The organism is Oceanobacillus alkalisoli, assembly GCF_021556485.1.
Classification (GTDB): Bacteria; Bacillota; Bacilli; order Bacillales; family Amphibacillaceae; genus Oceanobacillus; species Oceanobacillus alkalisoli.
Genome location: NZ_JAKGBW010000018.1, coordinates 16,386 through 34,682, shown reverse-complemented (window position 1 = coordinate 34,682; position 18,297 = coordinate 16,386). Strand labels below are relative to the sequence as shown.

Annotated in this window: 18 protein-coding genes and 1 tRNA gene; 18 read left to right on the top strand and 1 reads right to left on the bottom strand. The window is 42.0% G+C overall.

Translation table 11 applies throughout. The features are described 5' to 3' along the window. The first annotated feature begins 18 nt into the window (after positions 1-18). The 18 genes from ispE to LZD48_RS15170 all read left to right on the top strand — a co-directional run bounded on the left by ispE (position 19) and on the right by LZD48_RS15170 (position 17,501). Positions 19-873 carry a 4-(cytidine 5'-diphospho)-2-C-methyl-D-erythritol kinase gene (gene ispE / locus LZD48_RS15255; RefSeq protein ID WP_235763588.1) on the top strand — a complete coding sequence of 285 codons (855 nt, stop codon included), beginning with the start codon at positions 19-21 and terminating at the stop codon, positions 871-873. A gap of 65 nt (positions 874-938) precedes the next feature. Next, positions 939-1,748 carry a pur operon repressor gene (purR, locus tag LZD48_RS15250; protein WP_235763587.1) on the top strand — a complete coding sequence of 270 codons (810 nt, stop codon included), beginning with the start codon at positions 939-941 and terminating at the stop codon, positions 1,746-1,748. A gap of 132 nt (positions 1,749-1,880) precedes the next feature. Then, positions 1,881-2,171, top strand: a complete 291-nt coding sequence (spoVG, locus tag LZD48_RS15245; RefSeq protein ID WP_156857424.1) for a septation regulator SpoVG — start codon at positions 1,881-1,883, stop codon at positions 2,169-2,171. 396 nt (positions 2,172-2,567) lie between these two features. Then, the gene (gene mdh, locus LZD48_RS15240; protein WP_235763586.1) at positions 2,568-3,512 is read left to right on the top strand and encodes a malate dehydrogenase; all 945 of its coding nucleotides are present in this window, start codon (positions 2,568-2,570) and stop codon (positions 3,510-3,512) included. A gap of 315 nt (positions 3,513-3,827) precedes the next feature. Further along, positions 3,828-5,201, top strand: coding sequence for a bifunctional UDP-N-acetylglucosamine diphosphorylase/glucosamine-1-phosphate N-acetyltransferase GlmU (gene glmU, locus LZD48_RS15235; RefSeq protein WP_235763585.1), 1,374 nt, complete (start codon positions 3,828-3,830; stop codon positions 5,199-5,201). Positions 5,202-5,219: 18 nt separating this feature from the next. Further along, positions 5,220-6,173, top strand: a complete 954-nt coding sequence (locus LZD48_RS15230; protein ID WP_235763584.1) for a ribose-phosphate diphosphokinase — start codon at positions 5,220-5,222, stop codon at positions 6,171-6,173. Positions 6,174-6,270: 97 nt separating this feature from the next. Then, a complete protein-coding gene (locus LZD48_RS15225; protein ID WP_235763583.1) occupies positions 6,271-6,897 on the top strand; it encodes a 50S ribosomal protein L25/general stress protein Ctc in 627 nt (208 codons plus the stop codon). 325 nt (positions 6,898-7,222) lie between these two features. After that, positions 7,223-7,786, top strand: coding sequence for an aminoacyl-tRNA hydrolase (gene pth, locus LZD48_RS15220; RefSeq protein ID WP_235763582.1), 564 nt, complete (start codon positions 7,223-7,225; stop codon positions 7,784-7,786). 73 nt (positions 7,787-7,859) lie between these two features. Then, entirely contained in the window at positions 7,860-8,090 is a 231-nt protein-coding gene (gene fin / locus LZD48_RS15215) for an anti-sigma-F factor Fin (protein ID WP_235763581.1), read from the top strand. Between the two features lie 68 nt (positions 8,091-8,158). Then, on the top strand, positions 8,159-11,683 hold the full coding sequence (gene mfd, locus LZD48_RS15210; protein WP_235763580.1) for a transcription-repair coupling factor: 3,525 nt from the start codon (positions 8,159-8,161) through the stop codon (positions 11,681-11,683). A 113-nt stretch (positions 11,684-11,796) separates the two neighbouring features. Continuing rightward, positions 11,797-12,333: a stage V sporulation protein T gene (gene spoVT, locus LZD48_RS15205; RefSeq protein ID WP_235763579.1), complete on the top strand. Its 537-nt coding sequence runs from the start codon at positions 11,797-11,799 to the stop codon at positions 12,331-12,333. Positions 12,334-12,434: 101 nt separating this feature from the next. Then, on the top strand, positions 12,435-14,012 hold the full coding sequence (locus LZD48_RS15200; protein ID WP_235763578.1) for a putative polysaccharide biosynthesis protein: 1,578 nt from the start codon (positions 12,435-12,437) through the stop codon (positions 14,010-14,012). Further along, the gene (yabN, locus tag LZD48_RS15195; protein WP_235763577.1) at positions 14,009-15,448 is read left to right on the top strand and encodes a bifunctional methyltransferase/pyrophosphohydrolase YabN; all 1,440 of its coding nucleotides are present in this window, start codon (positions 14,009-14,011) and stop codon (positions 15,446-15,448) included. The genes LZD48_RS15200 and yabN overlap by 4 nt, the downstream gene beginning before the upstream one ends. Before the next feature lie 2 nt (positions 15,449-15,450). Continuing rightward, entirely contained in the window at positions 15,451-15,705 is a 255-nt protein-coding gene (locus LZD48_RS15190) for an RNA-binding S4 domain-containing protein (RefSeq protein WP_235763576.1), read from the top strand. 52 nt (positions 15,706-15,757) lie between these two features. Continuing rightward, the gene (gene yabP / locus LZD48_RS15185; RefSeq protein WP_235763575.1) at positions 15,758-16,063 is read left to right on the top strand and encodes a sporulation protein YabP; all 306 of its coding nucleotides are present in this window, start codon (positions 15,758-15,760) and stop codon (positions 16,061-16,063) included. Beyond that, the gene (gene yabQ / locus LZD48_RS15180; protein ID WP_235763574.1) at positions 16,060-16,659 is read left to right on the top strand and encodes a spore cortex biosynthesis protein YabQ; all 600 of its coding nucleotides are present in this window, start codon (positions 16,060-16,062) and stop codon (positions 16,657-16,659) included. Before yabP ends, yabQ begins: the two co-directional genes overlap by 4 nt. A gap of 5 nt (positions 16,660-16,664) precedes the next feature. Continuing rightward, positions 16,665-17,045, top strand: coding sequence for an FtsB family cell division protein (locus LZD48_RS15175; protein WP_235763573.1), 381 nt, complete (start codon positions 16,665-16,667; stop codon positions 17,043-17,045). A gap of 72 nt (positions 17,046-17,117) precedes the next feature. After that, a complete protein-coding gene (locus LZD48_RS15170; protein ID WP_235763572.1) occupies positions 17,118-17,501 on the top strand; it encodes a S1 domain-containing RNA-binding protein in 384 nt (127 codons plus the stop codon). A 467-nt stretch (positions 17,502-17,968) separates the two neighbouring features. Here the strand turns inward: LZD48_RS15170 and LZD48_RS15165 are convergent. Beyond that, positions 17,969-18,042, bottom strand: a tRNA-Met gene (locus tag LZD48_RS15165). Positions 18,043-18,297 lie beyond the last annotated feature (255 nt).

Genomic DNA, 18,297 nt, shown 5'->3' with positions numbered 1-18,297 from the left:
TGAAGCAGGTGAAGGAGCATGATGATCATAGAGAAGGCACCAGCAAAAATAAATCTGTCGCTTGATGTTATACGTAAACGAGAAACCGATGAATATCATGATGTGGAAATGATCATGACGACCGTTGATCTGGCCGACCGGCTGGAATTCACTTCTCTTGAAGAAGACCGAATTACGATTTCTATGGAAAGCCGTTATGTCCCGAATGATGAACGGAATTTAGCATTTCGGGCGGCGAAGCTTTTTAAGGAAGCATTCGGTATAACAAAAGGTGTCCATATTGCGATTGATAAACATATTCCTGTCTCGGCTGGTCTCGGTGGCGGTAGTACCGACGCAGCAGCTGTGATTCGAGGACTCAATCGTTTATGGTCCCTCGGTCTGGAACTAGCGGAATTAGCTCCGATAGCAGCTAAATGCGGGTCTGATGCGACATTTAGCCTGTACGGAGAGACAGCAATTGCGCGGGGGTTCGGTGAAATTGTGGAAAAGCTTCCCTCTCCGCCACCTTGTTGGGTTATTTTGGCAAAACCGGATATCGGTGTATCGACCCGAACCGTTTTCCAGCATGTGAAGGTGGAGGAGCTGACACATCCAGATAATGAAGCGCTTATACAAGCACTTTATGCAAGAAACTTTTCCGAGATTTGCAATCATATTGGCAATTCTTTAGAAGCGGTTACAGTCTCACTCCACCCCGAAGTAAAACAAATTAAAGATACAATGAAAAATTTGGGAGCACCAGGTGTTTTGATGAGTGGGACAGGCCCGACTGTTTACGGGTTAGTCGAACAACAACAAAAGGCGAAGAAAATTTATAACGGAATGCGTGGCTTTTGTAATGAAGTGTATCTCGTTCGTCTCCTCGGGTGAACATTGCCAAAACACGTATGAAAATGGTATATTTAGATAAAATATACGGGTTTTGAGGTGTCATTATGAAAAGAAGTAACCGTCTAATCGTGTTAACTCAGTTTTTTCTGGAAAATCCCCACACACATACACAATTACCTTACTTTGTGGAATTATGCGGTACGACGAAATCTTCCATTAGTGAGGATCTTGATATTATACATGCTGTGTTTGAGCAGCAAGGGCTCGGAATGCTTTATCGGACGACAGGAGCTGGAGGTGGCGTCCGTTATATTCCAAAAAATACGGAAGAGCATGACGAATCTTTCATTTTGGAATTATGCGAGGAACTGAAAGATCCAGAACGAATTCTGCCAGGCGGCTATTTATATATGAGCGATCTATTAGGTGACCCGAAAACCGTTCGGGAAATTGGCCGGATCTTTGCTTCCAGATTTTCTGAGATAGAATTGGATGCAATTGTTACGGTAGCAACGAAGGGAATTCCGCTTGCCTATGCGGTTGCATCCTTTCTCCAAGTGCCGGTCGTGATTGCAAGAAGGGACCCGAAAGTGACGGAAGGTTCCTCGGTCAGCATCAATTACGTCTCTGGTTCATCCCGGAGAATTCAAACGATGGTCCTTCCAAAGCGGAGTCTGAAAGAAGGATCAAATGTATGTATCATTGATGACTTCATGAAAGCAGGCGGAACGATAACCGGAATCACGAATCTGCTTGCCGAGTTTGATGCGGAAGTGAAAGCGATTGGAGTATTTGCAGAAGCAGATGATGAAGATGAAGAAAGAAAAGTAACGAACTATACATCACTTATCAAAATTTCCGAAGTAGATACAAAGGAAAATCAAATGGAAATTGTGCCTGGTAATTTCACCTAATCTTGAATAGCCTTTTCCCTTTTTTAAATTTTTAGTAAGAAAATTAATTTTTTTATGAATTAAAGCAGGAGTTTTAAGAGTTTTGTTGAACTATACATGTAGAGTTCAAATGGGAAAAGGTGGTGAAACATCGTGGAAGTTACTGACGTAAGATTGCGCCGCGTAAATACAGAGGGCAGAATGCGAGCGATTGCATCAATTACTTTGGACCAGGAATTCGTTGTCCATGATATTCGTGTGATTGACGGAAACAATGGACTATTCGTAGCAATGCCGTCTAAGCGCACGCCGGATGGAGAATTTAGAGATATTGCCCATCCTATTAATTCCAATACGAGAAATAAGATTCAAGAGGCAGTGCTGGAAGCTTATCGGCTATCGGGAGAAAATGAGGTCGAATTTGAAGAAGCAGGTGCTTCCTAAGATGATCAATGATAAACAGGGGGGACTAATCTTACATAGGTTAGCCTCTTTTTTTGTTTTACTTTCCCAATACCCACCTTTCACAGTCTTAAATAGCTAACTATTCCAATAACTCTCCTTCAAAAGTCACACACTTCCATTCATCGTATGTGTTTTGCTCGTTCTCATGAATGGCTCTCTAGTTGCCGTTCAGTTGCCCGGTGGATGGATGCTTTCCGCGGGCATACCAGCCGCTCAGCAGGTGCGAGAGGTGTCTGGACTGCGGACCTTCAGTAGAAAGTTGCAAACACTTACGCTGAATTTCATATTTCGATGAGTGAAAGTTGAGTGATTGGGAACTTTCAGATTGTTATTTGAAATAGAATCATGTTTAAATAATGGTGTAGAGGTGATGAAATGACGAATTTTAAACGGAGAAAGTTCGCGGTGATTGGAGCTGGATTCACTGGAACGACGACAGCGTTTTTATTAGCGCAAAAAGAATTGGGAGATGTTGTATTAGTCGATATACCTGATGCTGAAAATCCGACGAAAGGAAAAGCATTGGATATGCAGGAAGCTGGCCCGGTGGAAAAATTTAACAGCTCAGTCGTTGGAACGTCAGATTATGCCGATATTGCCGATGCAGACATGGTTATTGTTACAGCAGGAATCGCAAGAAAGCCAGGAATGAGCAGGGATGATCTTGTATCAATCAATGCGAAGATTATAAGGGACGTAGCAAAGCAAGTCGTAACCTATGCAAAAGACAGTTATGTTCTCGTGTTAAGTAACCCGGTGGATGCGATGACCTATACGATATTCCGGGAAACTGGTTTTCCAAAGCATCGTGTGATTGGTCAATCGGGTGTGCTTGATACAGCACGGTTTAATACGTTTGTAGCACAAGAATTGAATGTGTCGGTGGAAGATGTAACTGGGTTTGTACTTGGTGGTCATGGTGATAGTATGGTTCCACTTATCCGTTATTCAAATGTAGGGGGCATTCCAATTGAACATTTACTTCCCGAAGACAGAATCAAAGCTATTGTAGAACGGACACGAAAAGGCGGCGGAGAAATTGTCAATCTGCTTGGTAATGGAAGCGCTTATTATGCTCCGGCAGCCTCCCTTGTAGAAATGGCCGATGCGATTGTAAATGATAAAAAACGCGTTCTACCGAGTATTGCTTACTTGGAGGGGGAATATGGTTATCAAGACATCTATCTTGGCGTTCCTACCGTTTTAGGTGGTGGGGGAATCGAACGTGTGATTGAACTGCCACTTACAACTGACGAGAAAAAGCAACTCGATCAATCGGCAGAAGATGTAAAAAAGGTTATCGATTTGTTGCCGCTTTAGTAAATGAGCACTTATTTTATAAAAAAACTTATCACTTTAATGAATTTCATAATACGTATTTAATGCTTCACCATCACCATATATAGTTGAGTTGGTTCGTTCCCAACTACATATGATGGAAAAGCCGACTTTGGTAATTATGAAATTCATTCACTTATTGGATAACATAGGTTTGGGACATAACTCGTCCCAAACTCTTCCTTCTGGTTTACCTTTTCCAGCAATAAAAACATTCATATCCCCAACAATTCTTGAAATCCTCAAACGTTTGCGATATATTTTAAGGTGGACAAATAGAATAATGGAGGTTTCTTTATGACAAATCGCTATGCGGTAATTCTTGCTGCAGGACAAGGTACAAGAATGAAATCAAAGCTTTATAAGGTGCTGCACCCTGTGGTGGGAAAGCCGATGGTACAGCATGTCATTGATCAGTTAAATGCCGTTAATTTAGATAAAAATATTACAGTTGTTGGTTTTGGTGCAGAAAAAGTGCAAGAAGAGCTTGGAACACAAACAGAATATGTCGTGCAGAAAGAACAATTAGGAACAGCCCATGCCGTTCTCCAGGCGAAAGAGCTATTGCAAGATGCTAAAGGAACGACAATTGTTGCATGCGGAGATACCCCGCTTATTACAGGAGAAACGTTTCGTAAGCTAGTTGAGCATCACGAGGAGGTGGAAGCTAGCGCAACCATATTAACAGCCAACACTCCTGACCCTGCTGGATACGGGAGGGTTATTCGGAATGCGGATAAAGAAGTGGAGCGCATTGTTGAACATAAAGATGCGAATGATGACGAATTACTCGTTAATGAAATAAATACTGGTACATACTGCTTTAATAATCAGGATTTATTTGAAGCTCTTGAGAAAGTTTCCAATGATAATGCTCAAGGTGAATATTATTTGCCGGACGTTATTGAAATTTTAAGAGCTGAAAAGAAATTAGTTACCGCTTATCTTACCCCAAACTTTGAGGAAACGCTTGGGGTAAACGACCGGGTAGCACTTGCTGAAGCGGAACGGATTATGAAGCAACGTATCAATGAATTGCATATGCGAAACGGCGTTACATTCATTGACCCGAACAATACGTATATCGAACCGGATGCTGTAATCGGTCAGGATGTGACAATTTATCCGGGTACGTTGATTACTGGGGAGACAACCATTGAAGCAGACGCTATAATTGGGCCGGATAGTGAACTGCATAACGCAACGATTGGACAAGGGACAGTAATCAAGCGAAGTGTTGTTCACGACAGTAAAATCGGTGAGGGTGTTGTGATTGGTCCATTTGCTCATGTGCGCCCAGAATCTGTCATCGGTAACCATACGAAGGTCGGTAACTTTGTCGAATTGAAGAAAACCTCTCTCGGCAATAATAGTAAAGTATCCCATTTAAGCTACATGGGTGATGCGAATATTGGAGAACATGTAAATATTGGCTGCGGTACGATTACAGTGAACTATGACGGGAAGAATAAACATCTTACGACAATTGAAGACCATGCATTTGTTGGCTGTAACTCCAATTTGATTGCGCCAGTTACAATCGGTGAAGATTCTTATGTCGCTGCAGGTTCAACAATCAATAAAGACGTACCGAAAAATGCACTATCGATTGCAAGAGCAAGACAGACAAATAAAGAAGATTATGCAGAACGATTTAAAGGGAAAAAATAACAACGGAGGGTTCATTCCATGGCATCTAAATATGAGGATGGTTCGCTAAAACTATTTACACTCAATTCAAATCCCGCGCTGGCAGAGGAGATAGCAGAACATCTTGGCATTCCACTAGGGAAATGCACCGTATCAAAATTCAGTGACGGTGAAGTTCAAATCAACATCGAAGAAAGTATTCGTGGCAGTGATGTTTACGTTCTGCAGTCGACTTCAGCACCAGTTAATGATCATGTAATGGAATTACTCATTATGATCGATGCACTGAAACGTGCTTCAGCAAAGTCAATCAATATTGTGATGCCTTATTACGGCTATGCAAGACAGGACCGGAAAGCACGCGCCCGTGAACCGATTGCAGCTAAACTCGTTGCTGATATCTTGGAGACAGCTGGTACGACTCGCGTTATCACGCTCGATCTCCATGCACCACAGATTCAAGGATTCTTCAATGTACCAATTGACCATTTACAAGGTGTGCCAATTCTTTCTGACTACTTTGAGGAAAAGGACTTACAAGACATTATTGTTGTCTCCCCTGACCACGGTGGTGTAACAAGAGCGCGGAAACTAGCAGACCGTCTGAAAACACCACTCGGAATTATTGATAAGCGCAGACCGAAACCGAACGTTGCGGAAATCATGAATATCATCGGAAATGTAGAAGGTAAGACTGCGATTTTAATTGACGATATTATTGATACGGGTGGCACAATTACACTTGCAGCAGACGCTTTAATTGAAAATGGTGCGACAGAAGTGTATGCTTGTTGTACGCATCCTGTTTTATCAGGGCCAGCTATTGAGCGAATTGAAAACTCTGCGATTAAAGAGTTGGTTATTACAAACAGTATTCCACTCCCTGAAGAGAAGAAGTTGGATAAAATCACTGCTTTATCTGTTGCACCTTTAATTGGTGAGGCGATCATTCGTGTCCATGAAGAGCAATCTGTAAGTATTCTATTCGACTAATAGTTTCAATCATTACCCAAGAAGGTATATATTTATATTTATTAATATGAAAAGATTTGCTTGTTTTTAGCAGAAAAATATTTGGAGGATGATGAAGATGGCAATAAAGCTTAAAGCCTTAAAAAGAGATGATTTTAGTAACTCAGTAACAAAACAATTACGTGCAGACGGCCAAGTTCCTGCAGTTGTTTATGGAAAAGGTAAAGAATCAAAAACTGTTGCAGTAGATAGCATTGAACTACTCAAAACAGTTCGTGACGAAGGAAGAAACGCAATCATCACATTGGACATCGAAAATGACACTTCTGTTGATGTGATGCTTCACGAATATCAAGTCAATCCAATTAAAGACTCTTTAATTCACGTCGACTTTTATGTTGTCGATATGTCCGAGGAAATGGAAGTTTCTGTTCCAGTGCGTATCGAAGGAGAAGCAGCTGGTACAAAAGAAGGCGGCGTTATGCAGCAGCCACAGTACGAAGTGCTTGTTAACGCAAAACCTGCTAACTTCCCGGATGAAATCACAGTGGATGTATCCGAACTTCAAATTGGAGATGTGATCGCTGTTCAAGATCTGCCGACATCTGATAAGTATGAGTTCGTGGATGAGCCGGATGCGGTTATCGTTACAATCGTACCACCGACTGAAGAAGAACCTGAATCACAGCTTCCAGACGAAGGTGCAGAACCTGAACTTGTCGATGCAAAAGAAGACGAAGAATAATTTAAGCATTTCAATGATATATTAAAGAACAACCCTCCTATCAGGTGCATATTGGTTTCCTGTGGGAGGGCTTGTTAAGTGTTAAAGGTTGTTCAAAAAGTCCGGTAAAAATGACACTTCGAAGGGAAGTTCTACTAAAACCGTCCACGGTCCTGTGGACAACGTAGAACTCACGACATCCTGTGGAAGCAACAGGACGTTGCTTATTTAGCCGACCTCGGTCCTTTTTATCCTCCTTTTTGAACAATGAAAACACAGGAGTCAGTTTTTGGAAAATTCTGTTTGCGTATAGGGAATAAAATTTTTACAAAAGGAAGAAGTAATCATGAAATTAATTGTCGGGTTAGGGAACCCTGGAAGAAAGTACAAGAAAACACGTCACAATATTGGGTTTATGGTCGTTGACGAGCTGCTTTCCCGCCATGGATTCAAATTAAATAAGAACAAGTTTAATGGCGATTATGCAATGGAGAACCTTGCTGGGGAAAAAGTGATTTTCTTGGAACCTCAGACCTTCATGAACTTGTCCGGTAATGCTGTTCGACCATTGATGGAGTACTTCGGTGTTGAGGCGGAAGATGTGCTCGTTATTTATGATGACCTCGATTTACCGACTGGAAAGATTCGTTTGCGGGCAAAAGGCGGACATGGCGGTCACAATGGGATGCGCTCTCTCATCGAACATCTTGGTACGAAAGAGTTTAACCGGATTCGTTTCGGAGTGGGGAGACCAACAAATGCAGTCGCTGTCGTTGATTATGTGCTTGCTGACTTTGCGAAGCAGGAGCAGGAAACGGTCAGGGAAAGTATTGCAAAAGCAGCAGATGCCTGTGAAGATTGGGCTGGGGGTAAGGCGTTCATTGATGTTATGAATGATTATAACCAGTAAGTGCAGGAGCTTGCGTATAATTGGGGCTGAATCGGATAAACTTTTATTATAGATATCCGAGGAGGCGATTAACGTGGCAATTATCTATCAATGCAGACATTGCACCCAAGAGATTGGCAGACTGGAGGAACAAGTTCTAGATGCCGCGCTTCTGGGAATTGATCGATTAACAGCAAAGGAAAAACAAGAAATGATGGAATATCAGGCAAATGGTGATATAAAAATTTATGCGATTTGTGATACGTGTGAGGCTGCCCTACAGGAGCATCCCCATTATCATGAACTCGATTACTTTATACAATAAGTTGAACGGGCTTTGGTACGGACCAAAGCGTTTTTGCATTTATTTTGATATAGGTAGAGTGGTATGAGATGAAAGAAATATATCAGTTTTTACAAGAAAAAGAAGATTTCCAGTCGATTATGAATGGATTATCGGGCGGCATGAAGGAGCAGCTCGTGGCAGGTCTTGCTGGACCTGCCAGGAGTATGCTCGTTTCTGCTATTAATGCGTCGTTAAAACGGCCGGTATTATTAGTGACCCATCAGCTGCTGCAGGCGGAGCAATTATATGACGACATAGCTGGACTCGTTGGGGAGGAGCGAGTACATCTATACCCGGTGAACGAACTGATCGCCTCAGAAATTGCGACAGCCAGCCCCGAATTAAGAAGTCAGCGTTTGGAAGCACTTACCGCATGGACCGAGGGGAAGGCAGATATTTTGATTGCTCCGATTGCGGGTCTGAAACGAATGCTGCCGGACCGTAATGAATGGTTGAAATACCAACTGTATTTCAAAGAAGGAGAAGAAATTGATGTAGATGCTTATTTTTCTTTTCTAGTGGAGATGGGGTATGAACGGACACAGATGGTGACAACACCGGGAGAATTCAGTCAACGTGGTGGAATTATTGACATTTATCCCTTGACGGAAGAACATCCTGTCCGGATTGAACTATTTGATGTAGAAATCGATTCCATCCGCTTTTTTGATGCGGACACTCAACGATCCCTTGAACGTACGGAGGAGATTACAATTGGTCCTGCAACTGAGCTGCTTCTCACCCAAGAAGAGCTGCTTGCTGCTGCGGAACGGATTGAAAAGGCGCTTGCAGAAAGCTTAAAAAATAAAACATCGAAAGAAGCAAAGGAAGAGTTGCTGGAAACAGTCGAGTATGATATTAGTCGACTCAAGAACATGGAGCGCTTCCAGGAAATGTATAAGTATATTGGATTTTTCTATGAGAATCCTAAGAGTTTACTAGATTATCTTCCGAGCAATGGCCTGCTTATTTTAGAAGAGATGGGAAGAGTTCAAGAAACGGCTATGAATCTTGATACAGAAGAAGCGGAATGGTACAGCAGCTTACTTGAATCGAACCGCATGGTGAAGGATAGTCATTTTTCCTTTGACTGGCAGGCTGTAGTGGAAAAAATGAAGCATCAACGCATTTATATGTCTGTTTTTCTCCGTCATCTCCCAAATACACAACCGGAAAATATTATTAATCTCTCATCCCGTGCGATGCAAGAATTCCACGGTCAGATGCATTTGTTTAAAAGTGAACTCGAGCGCTGGGAAAAAGGCGACGTATCTGTCTTGATTCTAGCTCCAAGCGCGGAACGAGCCGGAAAAATACAATCCATCTTAGAAGATTATCAAATCGAAGCAGCTATTTCGAAACAATTACAGCTTCCGGTTACGAAACCAACGATTGTGGCGGGTAATTTATCAAGCGGTATTGAGCTTCCGATGCATAAGTTAGTCGTCATTACGGAAAGTGAGCTCTTTAAAAAACGGACGAAACGGAAACCGAAGTCTCAAAAAATCTCTAACGCAGAGCGTATTAAGAGCTATCAAGAGTTAAATGTCGGGGACTTTGTTGTCCATGCGAATCATGGAGTAGGGAAATATTTAGGAATTGAAACATTAGAAATGAATGGCATGCATAATGACTACATGCTGATTCGTTACTCTGGGGATGACAAGTTATTCGTCCCGATTGATCAGATCGATCTCGTACAGAAATTTGTCGGTTCGGAAGGAAAGGAACCGAAGCTTTATAAACTTGGCGGATCAGAGTGGACAAAGGTAAAACGCCGGGTCCAGTCTTCAGTTGAGGATATTGCAGATGATCTTATTAAACTTTATGCTGAACGGGAAGCGCGTATTGGATATGCCTTTTCCCCGGATACTGAAATGCAGCGGGAGTTTGAAGCGGCCTTCCCGTATCAAGAAACGGAGGATCAACTGCGCTGTATTGTGGAAATTAAGCAGGATATGGAGAGACAACAGCCAATGGATCGGCTGCTTTGCGGCGATGTTGGATACGGGAAGACAGAAGTGGCCATTCGGGCTGCATTCAAGGCGATTATGGACGGAAAGCAAGTCGCTTTCCTTGTCCCGACAACGATCCTAGCCCAACAGCATTACGAAACGGTCCGTGAACGGTTCCAGGATTACCCGATTAATATCGGATTATTAAGCCGTTTCCGCACAAGAAAACAACAAACAGAGACATTGAAAGGCTTGAAGAAAGGTACTGTTGACATTGTTGTAGGTACTCACCGGTTATTATCAAAAGACGTGGAGTATTTTGATTTAGGCTTATTGATTGTTGACGAAGAGCAGCGCTTTGGTGTGAAGCATAAGGAGAAGATTAAACAGATTAAAACGAATGTAGATGTCCTTACTCTAACAGCAACACCAATTCCGCGTACCCTTCATATGTCAATGCTCGGTGTGCGTGATTTATCTGTTATTGAAACACCGCCGGAAAATCGTTTCCCGATTCAGACGTATGTAATGGAATACAATCCAATTCTCATACGGGAAGCAATTGAACGGGAGATGGCTCGCGCGGGGCAAGTGTTTTTCCTTTATAACCGTGTCGAGAATATCGATAAGGTTGCCCGGGATGTCGGCATGCTCGTTGACGGTGCTCGTGTTGGGGTCGCCCATGGACAGATGAACGAGTCAGAGCTTGAAAATGTAATTATAAGCTTTCTTGAAGGTGAATTTGATGTGTTGGTGAGTACGACGATTATTGAAACGGGTGTTGATATTCCAAATGTGAACACACTTATTGTCAATGATGCGGACCGCATGGGATTAAGTCAGCTCTATCAGCTGAGAGGACGTGTCGGTCGTTCGAACCGAGTCGCTTATGCATATTTTACCTACCGAAAAGATAAAATCTTAACTGAAGTTGCTGAGAAGCGTTTACAGGCGATCAAGGAATTCACGGAGCTAGGCTCTGGATTTAAGATTGCGATGCGCGACTTATCGATTCGCGGTGCAGGAAATCTCCTCGGTTCCCAGCAGCATGGATTCATCGATTCCGTCGGGTATGATCTGTATTCGAAAATGTTGAAAGATGCAATCGATGCCCGTAAACAAGGGAAAGAAATCGAGGATATTACGCCATTTGATCCAGAGATATCCTTGAAGATTGATGCTTATATTCCGGAAGACTATATCCCGGATGGCAAGCAGAAGATTGATATTTATAAATTATTCCAGACGATCGATTCAGAAACGGATATTACGGACTTGCAGGATGAGCTCATTGATCGATTTGGTGACTATCCGGAAGAAGTGGAACATTTATTCACTGTCTCGAAACTTCGCTTGTATGGCCGCAAAGAAAGAGTTGAATTTATTACCGAGAAAAATAAAAAATTAGAATTGTTATTGGAAGAAGATCGGAGCCACATGGTCGATGGCGCGAAGCTCTTTGAACTCGCAAACCGCTTTGGTCGTAATGTCCAACTCGGAACAGAAAACACGAAGCTTAAAATTGTCGTCACATGGAAGAGGGAAACCGAACATGAACGATATAAAGTGGCAGAAGAGTTGATTAAAAATTTGGCAGAAGTAAACCGCGAATCCTAAACTTTTCTCATCATGTATATTTATCCCAAGTTGCCTCATACTAAAACAACACTGGTGATATTTACAACTTCTTAAGAATTGTAATTTTTAGTTGAAAGTGAGGCAGGCATGGTATGAAAGCGACAGGAATTGTACGACGGATCGATGATTTAGGCAGGGTTGTTATTCCTAAAGAAATAAGACGTACATTACGCATTCGAGAGGGAGACCCGCTAGAAATTTTCGTCGATCGGGATGGAGAAGTTATTTTAAAGAAATATTCGCCTATTAGCGAACTGGGACATTTCGCGCAGGAATATGCAGAGTCTCTATTTGATTCATTAAAAATACCAGTGTTAATTTGTGATCGTGATGACGTCATTGCGGTTGCCGGTGAATCGAAAAAGGACTATTTAAATAAAATGATTGGTTCAGATGTCACGAAAGCAATAGAAAATCGCTCCCAACTACTTAAAACCAATAAAGAAACGATGGAGCTGTTGGAAGGCAAGGAATTGGAACTTGATTCCTATTGCCTGAGTCCAATCATCGCTAATGGCGACCCGATTGGCTGTGTATTTCTATTCTCGCGAGAAGGGGATAAACTGACCGATGTAGAAGCGAAAGTAACCGAAACGGCGGCGGTATTTTTAGGAAAGCAAATGGAGTAACTTAAAGGAATGAGTCATTCAGGGATATCCTTGGATGGCTCATTTTTGTGTTTTAAGTGGTATAATGGACACAAATTATGTATTGTAAGGGACGTTTTTTAATGAGTAGTGATAGTAAATGGCTCAAGGGAGCATTGCTTTTAACGGTTGCCGGACTGATTAGTAAAGTGCTAAGTGCCGGATACCGGATTCCGCTCCAGAACCTTACAGGTGATATCGGCTTTTATATTTACCAGCAAGTTTACCCGCTGCTTGGGATGGGAATGATTCTTGCATTGTATGGGTTTCCGTCCGCAATATCAAAGCTGACAGCGGAATCGAAGAAGAAGGGAAATACGCGGACGACTGCTAATTTTTATTACCCTATTTTTCTGATTTTATTCCTTGTGATGGGAACACTTGCTGTTCTGCTATTTGTATCCGCTAGTAGTTTAGCAAGCTGGATTGGAGACCCTGGTTTAACCCAGGCCTATCAGCTCGTTGCTTTTAGTTTCCTGCTTATCCCTTTTACCTCTTTGCTGCGAGGAGTTATGCAGGGAAGCGGGAATATGAAGCCAACCGCTTATTCTCAAATAGGAGAACAGTTCTTTCGTGTATTGCTGATTCTTGCTGTTGCGGTTTATGTTAGCTTTTCGGGAGCGGACCTTTACCGGATTGGCGAAGGGGCGGCAATTGCGGGTATTGGTGGGGCGCTTACCGCTATTTTCATACTAACCCTGTTTGTTCGTAAGTCGGAACAGCCGCCTCTATTGATGCAGACTTCCGTTCCTTGGCGCTATTATATCCAGACGATTCTATTGTTCGGGCTTGTTGCCTCACTGAATCATATGGTACTCCTGCTGTTTCAGTTTGCCGATGCGTTTACGCTCGTGTCTGGATTACAGGAATATGGGCTTTCACAAGTGGATGCAATGGAGGCAAAAGGGGTGCTCGACCGTGGGCAGCCGCTGATTCAGTTAGGTACAGTACTCGGTTCTTCATTTGCATTAGCGATGATTCCGTCGGTTTCTCAACATAGATTGCAAGAAGATGCGCCGTCATTTTATCAACATATCCGCAGCAGTATTGCAATTGGTTTTTATTTGGCAGTTGGTGCAACGGCAGGACTGATTGCGATCATGCCAGAAGCGAATATATTGTTATTCGAGGATACGAAAGGAACAAGTGATTTGCAAATTCTCGTCTTTGCAATTTTGCTCAGTTCCATAGGGGTTACCTGTGCGACAATTTTACAAGGACTAGGTTGGACAAAGCGGACTGCTATTTTTATTATCCTATCTGTTTTCGTGAAAGGGCTTGGAAATGAATTACTCGTGCCAATTTTCGGAATAACAGGAGCGGCCATTGCAACCATTCTTGGTTTAGCATGTTTTTCTTTACTCGTTTTCATAGAGCTGAAGCGAAAGTTACCGAAGCTGATGTTAATAAGGCAAATCAATTGGCAGGCTGTGTTACTTGCTGTTTCCGCTATGCTTTTATATATTTTTATTATCGATTTATTTATTCCTGAGCTCTCACGGGTTGATGCCTTACTTTATGTCGGCTTTGTAGCTGGGACGGGAGCATGTATTTATCTTTTCATTTTACTGCGCGGGAGAGCATTTATTTCCGAGGAAATAAATATGCTGCCATTTTCCCATATTTGGATGCGGATTTATAAGGAGAGGAAGAGAACATGATAGAAGTTATTGGCCTAGGAGCTGGTGATATCAATCAGTTGTCCATAGGTGTCTATAAAAAATTACTAAACTCAGAAGCGATTGTTTACACACGAACATTAGACCACCCTGTCATTACTGATTTACAACAAGAAGGTGTTCGTTTTTATTCGTTTGACAAGATTTATGAAGAAATGGAGGATTTTGCGGGCGTCTATGAAAAAATTAGCACTTACCTCCTAGACAAGGCAAAAGATGGTCCTGTCATTTATACCGTTCCAGGTCACCCGATGCTTGCAGAACGAACAGTGCAATTATTGTTGGAGCAAGATGAGGTTCCTGTTGAAATATCTGGTGGTCAAAGTTACTTGGATGCATTATTTACTTCGCTCGAAATTGATCCGATTGAAGGATTTCAATTTGTCGATGGGACAAGCTTTGAGCGGAGACAGTTGAATTACGAACAGCATCTTGTCTTTTGCCAAGTGTATGATTCATTTATTGCCTCAGAGGTGAAGCTCAGCTTACTTGAAGACCTCCCGCCTGAATATGAAGTAACAATTGTAGAGGCGGCTGGAACGGAAAAGGAGCAACTAACGAAATTACGGATTGAAGACTTAGACAGGACTGTAGAGGTTAGTAATCTGACGAGTGTTTATGTTCCGCCAATTCAACATGATGAACTTTCTCATCGATTTTCTCGTTTAGTAGAAGTGATTGCTGCCCTGCGCGGGCCAGACGGTTGTCCGTGGGATCAAAAGCAAACACATGAATCTTTGCGTGCCCACACAATTGAGGAAGTTTATGAATTGATTGACGCAATCGATCAAGAGGATGATGACAATATTACGGAAGAGCTTGGTGATCTTCTCATGCATGTCGTCCTGCATAGTCAAATCGGTGCGGATTCCGGATATTTTTCAATTGAAGACGTCATCCTGTCAGCTACTGAAAAGATGATTCATCGTCATCCCCATGTTTTTGGCGACGTTCAAGTGGATTCGGCAGCTGAAGTGCTTACGAATTGGGATGCACTGAAGCAACAAGAAAAGGGTAAACAAAGGGATTCCATCCTAGAGGGGATCCCGAAGCACCTGCCAGCACTTGCTAAAGCTGCGAAAATCCAGCAAAAGGCAGCAAAGGTTGGCTTTGACTGGGCGGAAGCAAAAGACGTTTGGGCCAAGCTTGAGGAAGAAGTGAAGGAAGTCAAAGCAGCAATTACAAGTGGAGTAGCAGAAGATATTGAAGATGAGTTTGGTGATGTTCTGTTTGTGCTCGCTAACTTGACTCGTTTTTATCAGATAAATGCGGAAGTTGCCTTAAACCGCGCGAACAGAAAATTTATTTCCCGGTTTACGCATATCGAACAAAGAATCAAAAGACAGGGGAAAAGATTAGAAGAAGCGACTCTAGATGAGATGGAAGCATACTGGCAAGAAGCAAAGGAGAGTGAATAAGGATGCGATTGGATAAATTTCTAAAAACATCCCGTTTAATCAAGCGGCGGACATTGGCGAAAGAAGTTGCTGAGCAAGGGAGAATTTCAGTGAATGGTAATCAAGCGAAGGCCTCGACGACAATAGTTCCAGGTGACACCCTTAAAATCGAATTCGGACAAAAGCTTGTCACCGTCCAGGTTAATGACACACGTGAAACGGTAAGAAAAGACGAAGCAGAAACATTGTATACGGTTGTCAAAGAAGAAAAAATATAAGTTCTATACTTGTCCCTCCTCTCATAAAATACAGTGAGAAGGAGGTTTTTTTATGAATGAATTGGGGAATTATCCTACTAATAATAATCGGACAGAACTAGATCACCAAGTAAAACTTGTGAATCGCAAAACACTTGAAATCAGTGGTGTAAAGGAAGTCGACAGCTTTGATAATGAAGAGTTTCTACTAGAGACAGTGCAAGGCTATCTCATCATCCGCGGCCAAAACCTTCAATTGAAAAATCTTGATGTTAACGCTGGCAATGTAACGATAAAGGGCAGAATTTATGAGCTTTCCTATATTGATGAAGTAAGCGGGGAGAAAGCTAAAGGATTCTTTAGCAAGTTATTCCGATGACGCTCTCCGTACAGTTTACAACAATGGCTGTCATGGTGCTAAGTGGAATTTACTTAGGGCTTGCCCAAGATACGTTCCGCCGGTTTTCCGTTCATTGGAAAAATCGTACAGTCATCAGCTATTTACTTGAAATCGGCTTTTGGCTTCTACAGACAATTATTGTTTTCTATTTTTTATTCCTTGTTAATTCCGGAGAAATTCGGCTTTATATATTTTTAGCTTGTCTGTTGGGCTTTTCCTTTTATCAGGCGTTATTGAAAACGGTCTACCGTAATGTGCTGGAAGGGGTAATCTCGGTACTACGAACCATTTTCCGCTTTATCAAGCAGGTATTTCTAATTTTCATCGTCACACCGCTTAAATGGATCTTTTTTCTATTGTCAGGCATCATTGTATTTATAATTAATTTGGTAGTAAAACTACTAGCCATTATATTGAAAATTATCCTATTTCCATTCCTAATGATTGGTAGAATTTTAAAACCGCTTATACCAGAAAATTTCATTAAATTTTTCCACAAATTGCATCCGATTTATAGTACAATAAGAAATATATTAAAGAAGGGCTTGGAGTATGCCACGTTTAAGAGGAGGTAGGGTAATTGTCCGCAGAAAGAAAAACGGTAACAAGATTAGATTCGAATTACGTCCAACAGTATGATGCATACATAGAGAGACAGAATCGAAAGAAGCAGCGTTTAATTCGTCGCCTTGTGTTATCTACCATTGTAACAGTATTGATTATCGGCTTTATGGGAGTCTATCATTGGAACCAACGGGCACTACATGCCGAAAAAACGGAGAAGTACGAGCAACTGCAATCCGAATTAGCGGGATTACAGCAGGAAGAGGCTCAACTGCTTGAAGAAATTGAACTGTTGAATGATGAAGACTATGTCTTAGATATTGCAAGAACGAATTATTTCTTTACGAAAAAGGGAGAGTTAATCTTTAAACTCCCAAATGAAGACCCGTCATATTGACACTTTACATGAACAGCCATATACTATATGTAGAGAATTTTACTCAAACTTTTAAGGAGGAGCATTTTTTTTATGTCAATCGAAGTAGGCAGCAAGCTGCAAGGTAAGGTTACAGGAATCACAAATTTTGGAGCGTTTGTTGAGCTCGAGAAAGGTAAAACAGGCCTGGTCCACATTAGTGAAGTTGCTGACAACTATGTAAAGGACATTAACGATCACTTAAGTGTTGGCGATACTGTTGAGGTTAAAGTAATCAATGTCGAGAAGGATGGCAAAATTGGCCTATCGATTAAGAAGGCAAAAGAGCGTCCGGTTCGCCAAAAAAGTGTAAAAGAGCGTCAAGAAAGTTTCGAATCGAAAATGAGTCGTTTCCTTAAGGATTCTGAAGATCGTCTAGCCTCACTTAAGAAGCATACGGAGTCCAAACGTGGAGGTCGAGGTGCTAAACGCGGTTAATAGTTTGCTGCCCGAAGGAAATTACAATGCTCTGTGATAGAGAAGCAGCAGATTCATCCTAAAAGATGGGTCTGCTGCTTTGTTTTTTGTTGATGTATAGATTGAAAAAGACCGGTTAGGGAATGGTGTGGAAATCCCTAACCGGTCTTTTTTACTTTTGTATTGTCTAGCTTCAAAGTGCAGGGATGAACCGAACTTCCCGCGCTTTCAGTCGATAAGTCAACATCGGTTCGTTGCCTCACCGTGTTTCCTTTATCTTCTTACACCGCAGTCCAGTTCGATCATCCCTAAACGCACTTTTCAGCTTTTGTAATATCGTCTAATAAAAAAGACCAGGGACTGCACGAATTTCCTGTGCTTCCGGTCGATAAGTCAACATCGGTTCGTTGCCTCACCGTGTTTCCTTTATCTTCCTGCATCACAGTCCAATTCGTCAGTCCCTAACCGGTCTTTTTTACTTTTGTATATAGCGGCGGAGGGGATCGAACCCACGACCTTACGGGTATGAACCGTACGCTCTCGCCAGCTGAGCTACGCCGCCAAAAATGTCAACGAGATTTATAATACAACAGAAATTAGGTTGTGTCAATGGTTTTTTGTGAAATGTTGAAGTTCTTATTGAAAATGCCGAAGTTCAAGAAAATATCCACCGGAGTCTACAATTAAAATCTTGATGTTCACAAATATGCCTTCCCATCTTACGCTTCTCACTCCCTATTTCCCACTTTTTCGTCAAACATTCATCATTTCCGCAAATTGCCACACCTTTCCGTTTCACCCCATCCAGACTACAGCC